This is a genomic window from Cellulomonas sp. P4_H12 (assembly GCF_056400905.1).
In genome coordinates, this window is the sequence record NZ_JBFUKJ010000010.1 from 115,813 (window position 1) to 125,736 (window position 9,924).

The following is a 9,924-nucleotide window of genomic DNA, read 5'->3' on the forward strand; positions in this document are numbered from 1 at the left end:
GGACCGGGGCAAGCGCCTACCCTCCAGACATGGCCGCATCCGTGACCCTCAGCGACGTCGCGCGCGAGGCCGGCGTCTCGCTCGCCACCGCCTCCCGCGCGATCAACGGCAGTGCCAACCGGACGGTCCGCGCGGACCTGCGCGACCGCGTCCTCGCCGCGGCGACCCGGTTGCGCTACACGCCGGACGCCAACGCGCAGGCGATGGCCCGCGGCAGGACGACGTCGCTCGGTCTGGTGGTGCACGACATCGCCGACCCGTACTTCTCCTCGATCGCCGCCGGCGTCGCCCGCGCGGCGGACCGCGCCGGACTGCAGGTGACCCTCGCGAGCACCCAGCACGACCCGAGCCGGGAGAGCGGGCTGGTCGACCTGCTCAAGCGCCAGCGCGCTCGCGCGATCGTCATCGCCGGCGGCCGCCTGGACGACGACGCCACCAACGACGAGCTCCGGGCCGCGCTCGCGGACTACCGCGGCGTCGGCGGGGCGGTCGCGCTCATCGGCCAGCCGATCCTCGGCGTCGACTCCGTGGTGATCGACAACGCGCAGGGCGCGGGCGACCTGGCCAAGGCGCTGCACGCCCGCGGCTACCGGCGCTTCGCGGTGCTGGCCGGCCCGGAGGGTCACCTGACCGCCCGCGAGCGCAGCGAGTCGTTTCGTGGTGCCCTGGCCGAGCTGGGCGACCCGGTCCCCGACAGCGCCGTCCTCACCAGCGCGTTCACGCACGAAGGTGGCGAGGACGCGATGCGCGCGCTCCTGCGTGGTGGCGACCTGCCGGAGCTGGTGTTCGCGGTCAACGACGTGATGGCGCTCGGCGCGCTGGCGGCGGCGCGCGAGGCAGGGATCCGGGTCCCGCAGGACGTCGCGCTGGCCGGCTTCGACGACATCTCGACGCTCCGCGACGTGGTGCCGGCGCTGACCACCGTGCGCATCCCGCTGGTCGACGTGGGTATCGCCGCCACCGAGCTGGCGCTCGCGGACGCCGCCGACGAACCCCGTCTCACGCACGTGCCCACCGAGGTGGTCCTCCGCGACTCGACGCCGGGGCGCTGACATGACGCAGCCGATCGTGGAGATCCACGTCCCTCTCGTCCCGGATCCGGACCTGCCCCCGGGCGCCTACCCCTTCCCGTGGATCGACGACATCGAGGAGACGCTCGAGCTGGGCGCGGAGGACGGCGAGTACGAGATCTACGACGACGCCGAGGAGCTGGGCGACGAGTACGTCTTCTTCCTCACGGGCGACGACGAGCGCGCGCTGCTGCTCGTCGCGACGCAGGTGGCGAACCTGGCCGGCGTGCCGGACGGCACGTTCGCGGTGGTGACCGACGAGGACCAGCAGGACCTCGGCACGGGCCGCCGCGTGGACCTGTCGAGCTAGTCCTCCCAGGGCGCGCGCGCGCCGGTCGCGGAGTCCTCGAGTCCGAGCAGGTGCGTGGCCATCCGCAGCCGGGCCCGGTCGGGGTCGCGCGCGGCCAGGGCGGCGAGGATCGCCTCGTGCTCGACGAACGCGCGGTCCTCGGCCCCCTCGTCGCTGAGCCCCCGCCAGAGCCGGGTCCGCGAGGTGCGGCCGGCGAGCCCCTCGACCAGCGCGGCGAGGACCGGGTTGCCGGACGCGCGTGCGATCTCCTCGTGGAACGCCAGGTCCGCGTCGACGAGCCGGTCGTGGTCGAGAGGGTGCTGGACCAGCGCGCGGGCCGTCTCGTCGAGCACCGCACGCAGGCGGCCGAGCCCGACGTCGTCGATGTGCAGTGCCGCCAGCCCCGCGGCCTCGGTCTCGAGGAGGCGACGGACCGCGTGGAAGGCGGAGGCGTCGTCCTGCAGCTCGGCGACGAAAGCCACCGGCGCGAGCAGCAGCGCCGGGTCGAGGGTGGTGACGTAGGTGCCGTCGCCGTGCCGGGAGTCGAGGATGCCGAGCGTGCCCAGCGCGCGGACGCCCTCGCGCAGCGACCCCCGGGACACGCCCAGCGCGGCGGCGAGCTCCTTCTCCGCGGGGAGCCGCTCGCCCGGTTGCAGCCGTCCGTCGAGGATCATCTGCTTGACCCCGTCGACGACGTCGTCGGAACGTGACACGGGTGCGAACCTAGCGGTCCACGGGTCGAGATGGTCAGAACGTCTCGAACGGCAGCCCGTAGACCCGGGTGGCCGTCCCGCCGAGGACCAGCGCACGGTCCGCGTCGGACAGCCCGTCGACCGTGCCGCGCAGCCCGTGCCAGACCTGCGCGTACGAGTCGCCCTCGAGCAACGCGTACGGCCAGTCGCTGCCGAGCATCAGCCGGTCCGGTCCGAACACCTCGAGCGCGCGCTCGACGGACGGCTGCAGGTGCTCGGTCCGCCAGCCCGGTCCCGCCGTCGTGGCCAGGCCCGAGAGCTTGGCGACGACGTTCGGCATCTGCGCGACCACCCCGAGCAGGGCCGACCACCGGGCCCAGGCGTCCCGGTCGCCCGCACGCTGCGCCGCGATGGGCGGGCAGCCGATGTGGTCGAGCACGACGGTGAGCTTCGGGTGCTTCTCGGCCATGGTGGCCACGTGCGACAGGACGGTCGGCGTGTGGGCCCGGAGGTCGAACGTGAGGCGCCGCTCCGTGAGCAGGGTCAGCCCGTCGTCCACGGCGGGCCGCAGCAGCCAGTCCGGGTCGCGCTCGTCGTGCACGCGGTGGCCGATGCCGACGATCGGCTCGCGGCGCCACTTGTCGAGCTGGTTCGCCGCCTCGTCGGGTGCGTCGAGCGGCACCCATGCGACGACGCCGGCCACCCGGGGCGACGACAGGGCCTGGAAGAGCATGAGCTCGGAGTCCGCGCGGTTGTCGGCGGCCTGCACGAGCACCACCCACCCGACGCCCTCGTCGGCCAGCTGGTCCTCGATGTCCGAGATGCGGAACGCGCGGTGCAGCGGCGTGTTCGCCGAGGTCATCCACGGGTAGTGCACGGTGTCGGGATTCCACACCTGGAGGTGGGCATCCACGACATCGGGCATGCGACGACGCTAACAGTGGTCGTACCTCTCGGCTCCGCGGGGGGCCGGTTCCTCATCGAACCCTCATGGTCGGACCAAGTCATCGGAGGACTCGGGCCGGAACGCCCCGTCCCGAAGCTCGGGCACCTCCTCGCACGAGTCCCTCTCCGCGGCGATCTCGACGTCGCGCGCGAACCCGGAGCCCACCAGCTCGCGCCCGCTGGCGCAGTCGAGCAGCGGGGGTTCGGTGACCGGCGCGGCCGCCCGCGCGGTCGCCGCCTCGGGGGACAGGTCGCCGGACCTCGTGGCCGCGAGGATGGCGCCGGCCGCCCAGAGGTCCTCGACCGCAGGCCGCAGGCCGCCGTCGGGCCAGCGCTCGCCGCACGCGACCACGACCACCCGGGCGTCCGCGCGCGAGGCGAGAAAGTCGGCTGCCGCACGGCCCGCCGCCGAGGCGTTCCGTAGGCACCCGACCACCACGCGCGCCCCGGTCTCCGCCAGCCGCAAGCACGTCGCGGCGCCGTTGGGGGAGGCCACGACGACCCGACGGCCGTGGACGGCGTCGCGCATCGACGACACCGAGAGGCTCGGTGCGTCGAGGGTGCGGGCGGGCGCGAGCGTCGCCCCCACGGACGCAGCGAACGCCTCTGCGCCAGGATCCCGCGAGCCGAACGGGTGGACCGTGACGCCCGCCTCCACCGCGACGGTCACCGTCGTCGAGAAGGACAGGACGTCCACGACCACCGCGAGGGTCGGGCCGGGTCCGATCACCGCGGCCGCCTCGTCGGGACCCCAGGCGAACGCCACCCGGTACCCGTGCTGGTCGGCGAAGGCGGTCACCGCCCGACCGCGTACCCCTGCATGCCGCGGGGGTTGGCGGCGGCGGCGAGCAGCCCGTCCGGCCGGACGCCGGCGGCGCTGATCCGCCCGAGCTCCCAGGGGCCGGTGACCTCGACGTCGTGCCCGCGCTCGACCAGCCCGTCGAGCACGTCGGCGCCGAGGCGCGACTCGGCGACCAGGCCGCGCGGTGTGTGCGTGCGCGGGTAGAACGAGCCGGGCACGTGCGACGAGTGCCACGCGGGAGCGTCGATCGCGGCCTGCAGCCCCGCGCCGCCGAGCAGGTGACGGAGCAGGAACGGCACCGTCCACTGGTCCTGCTGGTCGCCGCCGGGGGTGCCGAACGCGAAGCCGGACCCGTCGTCGTCGAGCAGCAGCGACGGGCTGAGGGTCGTGCGCGGCCGCTTGCCGGGCGCGAGGCTGTTGGGCAGCCCGGGCTCGAGCCAGAACATCTGCGCCCGGGTCGGGAGCGCGAAGCCGAGGCCCGGCACCACGGGGCTGGACTGCAGCCAGCCGCCCGACGGGGTCGCCGACACGCGGTTGCCCCACCGGTCGACGACGTCGACGTGGCAGGTGTCGCCCGGGCTCAGCCCGATCGGGGAGACCGTGGGCTCGCCGACGCCCGGCGCCGTCCCGGTGTGACCCGACCAGAGCGCGGCCGCCACGCGCGGCACCCGACCGTCCGGGGATCCGGGCAGCAAGCCCTCGGACGCCGTCGCCGAGACCAGCCGCGCCCGCTCCGCCGCGTACTGCGGCGACAGCAGCGTCTCGAGCGGGACGTCCGGGTCGTCGCCGTACCAGGCCTCGCGGTCCGCGAAAGCAAGCTTGGCCACCTCGACCACGGTGTGCACGAGTGCCAGGGTGTCGTTCGACCGGGCCAGCTGGTCGACGTCGAGCGCCTCGAGCATCGCGAGCTGCTGGAGCAGGACGGGCCCCTGTCCCCAGGCGCCGGTCTTGTGGATGGTCCGGCCGGCGAACGGCCCGGAGGTCGTCGGCTCCTCCGCGGCCCGCCACGCGGCCAGGTCGTCGGCGCGCAGCAGGCCGGCGTGCGGCCGGCCGGAGGAGTCCTGCACGGGCACGGACGACTGGAACGCGTCGACGGCCTCCGCGACGAACCCCTCGTAGAACGCGCGCCGCGCCGCCTCGATCTGGGCCTCGCGGGTGCCGCCGCCGGTGAGCAGACGCTCGAACGTGCGGGCGAGCGCCGGGTTGGTGAACCGCGTGCCCGGCGCGGGGACCTCGCCGTGCGGGAGGTAGACCTCGGCGGACGTCGGCCAGTGCTCGGTGAACATCTCCGCCACGGTGGCGATCGTCCGCGACGCCGCCCGGACGAGCGGGTAGCCGTCCCGCGCGTAACCGATGGCGGGTGCGAGGACCTCGGCCAGCGGCAGCGTGCCGTACCGCGCCACCAGGTCGAGCCACGCGCCGAACGCGCCGGGCACCACGGCGGCGAGGTGCCCCGTGCCGGGCACGAGGTCGAGGCCCAGGTCGCGGTACGCCCCGATGGTCGCCAGGGCGGGCGCCGGGCCCTGGCCGCAGACCACGAACGTGTGCCCGTCGGAGGCACGGTGCCCGATGATCGGGGCGTCGCCGCCCGGCCCGTTGAGGTGCGGCTCGACGACGGAGAGCGTGAAGCCCGCCGCCGCGGCCGCGTCGAACGCGTTGCCGCCGGCCTCGAGCGTGCGCATCCCGACCGCCGACGCCAGCCAGTGCGTCGAGGCCACCATGCCGAACGTGCCGAGGAGCTCGGGGCGGGTGGTGAACATCCGTCGATCCTGCACCGCTCACACCCCGTCGGCGAACCCCAGCTGCCGCCACGCCTCGTACATCCCGACGGCGGCGGCGTTCGACAGGTTCATCGACCGCCGGCCCGGCAGCATCGGGATCCGCACGCGGTCGGTGATCCGGGGGTGCGCCAGCACCTCGTCGGGCAGGCCGGTGGGCTCGGGCCCGAAGAGGAGGACGTCCTCGTCCGCCCACGCGACGTCGGTGTGGCGCAGCGTCGCCTGGGTGGTGAACGCGTAGACGCGCCCCGGCAGCGCCGCGAGGAGGTCGTCGAACGACGGGTGCACGACCACGTGGGCGAGGTCGTGGTAGTCGAGCCCGGCCCGCCGCAGCTTGGCCTCCGACAGGTCGAACCCGAGCGGCTCGACCAGGTGCAGGGTGGCCCCCGTCCCGGCAGCCAAGCGGATGGCACTGCCGGTGTTGCCGGGGATGCGGGGCTCGAAGAACGCGACGTGCAGCACGCGCCGATCCTACGGATAGCGTTGTCTCATGCCCTTCCTTGCCGACGACGCCCGCTACGACTCGATGACCTATCGCCGGACCGGCCGCAGCGGCCTGGACCTGCCCGCGCTCTCGCTCGGGCTGTGGCACAACTTCGGCGACACCACGCCGCTCGAGACGCAGCGCGCGGTCCTGCGCCGGGCGTTCGACCTGGGCATCACGCACATCGACCTGGCCAACAACTACGGCCCGCCCTACGGCTCCGCCGAGGAGAACTTCGGCCGCGTGCTGCGCGAGGACCTGCGCCCGTACCGCGACGAGCTCGTCATCTCCTCCAAGGCCGGCTACGACATGTGGCCGGGTCCGTACGGCGACGGCGGCTCGCGCAAGTACCTGCTGTCCTCGCTGGACCAGTCGCTGGCCCGCATCGGGGTCGACTACGTCGACATCTTCTACTCGCACCGCCCGGACCCGTCGGTGCCGATCGAGGAGACGATGGGCGCGCTGCACACCGCCGTGACCAGCGGCAAGGCGCTCTACGCCGGCATCTCGAACTACTCGCCGGCCCAGACGCGGGTCGCCCAGCAGGTACTCGCCGACCTGGGCACCCCGCTGCTCATCCACCAGCCCAGCTACTCGATGTTCAACCGGCACGTGGAGAACGTCGCCGACGGGCAGAGCGAGAGCCTGCTCGACGTCGTCGGCGACCTGGGCATCGGCACCATCGTGTTCTCCCCGCTGGCGCAGGGGCTGCTGACCGGCCGCTACCTGTCGGGCGACGTCCCGGCGGACTCCCGCGCGGCCGTCGGTCACTTCCTCAAGCCGACCGCCATCTCGGAGACGTACCTGTCCCGCGCGCGGGCGCTCAACGAGATCGCCGCGGGGCGAGGGCAGTCCCTCGCGCAGCTGGCCCTGTCGTGGGTGCTGCGCGACGACCGCATCACCTCAGCGCTGGTCGGCGCCAGCTCCGTCGCCCAGCTCGAGGACAACGTCGCCGCGCTGCAGGCCCCGCCGCTGACCGCGGACGAGATCGCCGCGATCGAGCCGCACGCGGTCGACGGCACGGGCCGCTAGGGCGGCGCGCACCGCCCAGCTCGTGACTCCGGGCCGATCTCGCCGGTCGAGACGCGCGAGTTCGGCTCGCAGTCACGAGTTCGGCAGATGGCCGTCGCGGGTACCCTGCTAGCGGGGCGAGCGGCAGGGTGAACCGGGCGACGGCTCAGACCAGCGCCGGCGGCGCGGTGCTGTCGCGGATCACCAGCTCCGTGCCCAGCTCGATGCGCGGGTTCGCCGGCACCTCGCCGCGGGCCAGGGCCAGCACCATGCGGGTCGCGGTGGCGGCCATCTCCTGCAGCGGCTGGTGGATGGTGGTCAGCGGGGGGCCGATCCACTCGGTGACGGGCAGGTCGTCGTAGCCCACGATCGACAGGTCCTCCGGGATCCGCAGACCGAGCTCGCGGGCGGCGCGCATGACGCCGAGCGCCTGGAAGTCCGAGCCGGCGAAGATCGCGGTGGGCCGGTCGGGCCGGTCGAGCAGGTCCATGCCGTGGGTGTACCCGCCGCCGACGAAGAAGTCGCCGTACCGGATCAACGACGGATCGACGGCGACGCCGGCCTCGTCGAGCGCCGTGCGGTAGCCATCGATGCGGGCGCGGCTGCACAGGACGTCGACCGGGCCGGAGATGACGGCGACCCGCCGGTGCCCGAGCCCGAGCAGGTGCCGGGTCGCCGCGAGGCCGCCGGCCCAGTTGGCGGACCCGACCGTCGGCACGCCGGCGGGCTGCTCGCCCGCGGTGTCGACGACCACGAACGGGATCGACCGGGTCTCCAGCTGCCGGCGCTGCGCCGGGTCGAGGTCGGAGAGCACGAGGATGACGCCGCGCGGCCGACGGGCCAGCACGTCGTCGAGCCACTCCTGCCGCGGCCGGTGCGCGCCGCCGAGCTCGGACAGCACCACGCCCATGCGCTCGGGTCCGGCGACCGACTCGACGCCCTTGATGATCTGCACGGCCCAGCCGGCGTCGAGCTCGTGGAAGACGAGGTCGAGCAGGCCGGGCCCGGTCTGGCTGCGTCCGCGCCGACGTCGGTACTGGTGCCGGTCGATGACCTCCTCGACGCGGGCGCGGGTCACCGCGGCGACGTCGGTCCGGCCGTTGAGCACCTTGGACACCGTCGGGATCGAGACCCCGGCCTCGGCGGCGATGAGGGCGATGGTCGCGGTCGGGGCCTCGGGCGTGGCGAGCGTCTCGTGCCCGTCGGGGCTCGCGCTTGCGCTGGTGGTCATCGCCGTCCATCTGCTCGTCGCAACTATCGGACCGAACGTAGCACCGGCCCTGGATGCGGCCCAGCGTCGTCGACGGAAATCACCTCGCTGTCGTCCAGGATAGACACGAAAGAACCTCCATCCTGCCAACGTATGGCGGGCCAGATGTCGCCTGCCCGAGCCGATACTTTCGGAATCCTCGCGGCGCGGCGTGACGCGAGCTCGGCCGCCGCGCCACCCATTGCGTCGCGTGCTCGTCCTGCTGCGCGACGGCTCGGCTCCCGAGGTCCGGCAGGCCGAGCTCCTCTGTCGACGGTCGCGTCGACCTCGACCTCGTGCTCCGTCGGCACAAGGTGACGCTGATCGCCGGCGATCGTCCGGGCCCGACGACTGCCGCCTGCTCGGTCAGGACGTGGTGGGATGACGGCCATGGCGGCCAAGAGCGACGACGAGATCGGCACCGGGCTGCTGCCGCGTTCGTCGGCCGCCGTGTACTGGTTCCTCGTGGTCGAGGTCCTGCTGCTGGTCACCAGCGCCCCGGGCCTCCTGCTCCTGCAGGTGCTCGACCGGGACGCGAGTAACGTCCCCCTCTTCGCGCTGGCGTGCCTGCCGTTCGGGCCGTCCGTCGCGGCGGCGCTCTTCGCGTGGCGGGTGTTCGCGCGCGACCGCGACCTGTCGCCCGCCCGGCACTTCTGGCGGGGGTACCGGCTCGACGCGCTCGACGTCCTCCGCTGGTGGGTGCCGACGCTCGTCCTGCTGGCGATCGTCGCCGTCAACCTCACGCACCTGTCCGACGCGGGCTTCCCGCCCGCGCTCGGCGTCGCGCTTGGCGCGATCGCCGTCATGGTCGTGCTCTGGTCCGGGCACGCCCTCGTGCTCAGCGCGCTGTTCGCGTTCCGCACCCGCGACGTCGCCCGCCTCGGCGCCTACTTCGTCGCCGCGAAGCCGCTGGTGACGCTCGGGTTCGCGTCCGTGCTCGTGCTCGCCGCCGGCGTCGCGTACCTGTCGGACTGGCTGCTCGTGCTCCTCGCCGCCCCACTGACCTACGTGTACGCGCGGACCGCCGCGCCGGTGGTCGCCGTGGCCGAGGCGCGCTTCACGGCGTGACGACACAGGTCGGGCCCCGCAGCACGAGGCTGCGGGGCCCGACCTTTGGTCCGACGTCAGCGCCGGGCGAAGCGCCGCAGGCCGACTCCGGCTGCGACGATCAACGCACCGACCAGGGCCAGCAGCCCCGCCGACGAGCCGGTCGCCGCCAGCGTCCCGTCGGTCGCCGCGGGAACCGCGGCACTCGTCGGGGCGGCGGGCGCCGCGGCCACGGGCGCCGCAGGTGTCACCGGGACGACCGGCGCCGCGGGGACGACGGGGTCCGGGGCCGCAGGCAGCGGGTCGGTCACGACGACGGGCTCGAGCCCGAAGGTGTAGGTGGCGCCGCCGACGACGATCTTGTTGATGACCGCGTCACCGATCACGCCGGAGCCCAGCGAGTAGCCGACGCCGATGACGCGGGCCGCGGGGTTCGCCGCGACGAAGGCGTCGATGGTGCCGAACGATGCGTAGCCCATGCCGGACGGGACGCCGAACCCGGCCTTGGAGGTCCACCAGTTGCCGTTGCCGTAGGCCCACGGCTCGTAGACCAGGTA

At 74.1% G+C, this 9,924-nt stretch carries 11 protein-coding genes; 4 read left to right on the forward strand and 7 right to left on the reverse strand.

The annotated features are described in order from the left end of the window. Window positions 1–29 precede the first annotated feature (29 nt). Together AC1DQC_RS07705 and AC1DQC_RS07710 are read left to right on the forward strand one after the other, a co-directional pair. Window positions 30–1,052 carry a LacI family DNA-binding transcriptional regulator gene (locus tag AC1DQC_RS07705; protein ID WP_477050636.1) on the forward strand — a complete coding sequence of 341 codons (1,023 nt, stop codon included), beginning with the start codon at window positions 30–32 and terminating at the stop codon, window positions 1,050–1,052. 1 nt (window position 1,053) lies between these two features. Further along, window positions 1,054–1,380: a hypothetical protein gene (locus tag AC1DQC_RS07710; RefSeq protein WP_477050637.1), complete on the forward strand. Its 327-nt coding sequence runs from the start codon at window positions 1,054–1,056 to the stop codon at window positions 1,378–1,380. On the opposite strand, the gene AC1DQC_RS07715 is transcribed toward AC1DQC_RS07710, so the two are convergent. From AC1DQC_RS07715 to AC1DQC_RS07735, 5 genes are all read right to left on the reverse strand, one after another. After that, window positions 1,377–2,072 (reverse strand): FadR/GntR family transcriptional regulator, encoded by a 696-nt coding sequence (locus tag AC1DQC_RS07715; protein ID WP_477050638.1) that lies wholly within the window; start codon window positions 2,070–2,072, stop codon window positions 1,377–1,379. The genes AC1DQC_RS07710 and AC1DQC_RS07715 overlap by 4 nt on opposite strands. A gap of 34 nt (window positions 2,073–2,106) precedes the next feature. Then, the gene (locus AC1DQC_RS07720; RefSeq protein ID WP_477050639.1) at window positions 2,107–2,976 is read right to left on the reverse strand and encodes an amidohydrolase family protein; all 870 of its coding nucleotides are present in this window, start codon (window positions 2,974–2,976) and stop codon (window positions 2,107–2,109) included. 63 nt (window positions 2,977–3,039) lie between these two features. Next, entirely contained in the window at window positions 3,040–3,795 is a 756-nt protein-coding gene (locus AC1DQC_RS07725) for a 2-phosphosulfolactate phosphatase (RefSeq protein WP_477050640.1), read from the reverse strand. Further along, window positions 3,792–5,558 (reverse strand): gamma-glutamyltransferase family protein, encoded by a 1,767-nt coding sequence (locus AC1DQC_RS07730; RefSeq protein WP_477050641.1) that lies wholly within the window; start codon window positions 5,556–5,558, stop codon window positions 3,792–3,794. Before AC1DQC_RS07730 ends, AC1DQC_RS07725 begins: the two co-directional genes overlap by 4 nt. 18 nt (window positions 5,559–5,576) lie before the next feature. Further along, window positions 5,577–6,038: a tRNA (cytidine(34)-2'-O)-methyltransferase gene (locus tag AC1DQC_RS07735; protein ID WP_477050642.1), complete on the reverse strand. Its 462-nt coding sequence runs from the start codon at window positions 6,036–6,038 to the stop codon at window positions 5,577–5,579. A gap of 28 nt (window positions 6,039–6,066) precedes the next feature. Here AC1DQC_RS07735 and mgrA point away from each other — a divergent pair, with 28 nt between their 5' ends. Next, window positions 6,067–7,092 carry an L-glyceraldehyde 3-phosphate reductase gene (mgrA, locus tag AC1DQC_RS07740; protein ID WP_477050643.1) on the forward strand — a complete coding sequence of 342 codons (1,026 nt, stop codon included), beginning with the start codon at window positions 6,067–6,069 and terminating at the stop codon, window positions 7,090–7,092. Between the two features lie 145 nt (window positions 7,093–7,237). Here the strand turns inward: mgrA and AC1DQC_RS07745 are convergent, their stop codons facing one another. After that, window positions 7,238–8,302 carry a LacI family DNA-binding transcriptional regulator gene (locus tag AC1DQC_RS07745; RefSeq protein WP_477050644.1) on the reverse strand — a complete coding sequence of 355 codons (1,065 nt, stop codon included), beginning with the start codon at window positions 8,300–8,302 and terminating at the stop codon, window positions 7,238–7,240. A gap of 399 nt (window positions 8,303–8,701) precedes the next feature. Here AC1DQC_RS07745 and AC1DQC_RS07750 point away from each other — a divergent pair, with 399 nt between their 5' ends. Further along, window positions 8,702–9,388 (forward strand): glycosyl transferase, encoded by a 687-nt coding sequence (locus AC1DQC_RS07750; RefSeq protein ID WP_477050645.1) that lies wholly within the window; start codon window positions 8,702–8,704, stop codon window positions 9,386–9,388. A 56-nt stretch (window positions 9,389–9,444) separates the two neighbouring features. Here the strand turns inward: AC1DQC_RS07750 and AC1DQC_RS07755 are convergent. Beyond that, window positions 9,445–9,924, reverse strand: a 480-nt coding sequence (locus AC1DQC_RS07755) for a hypothetical protein (RefSeq protein ID WP_477050646.1), incomplete at its 5' end; no start/stop codon positions are given.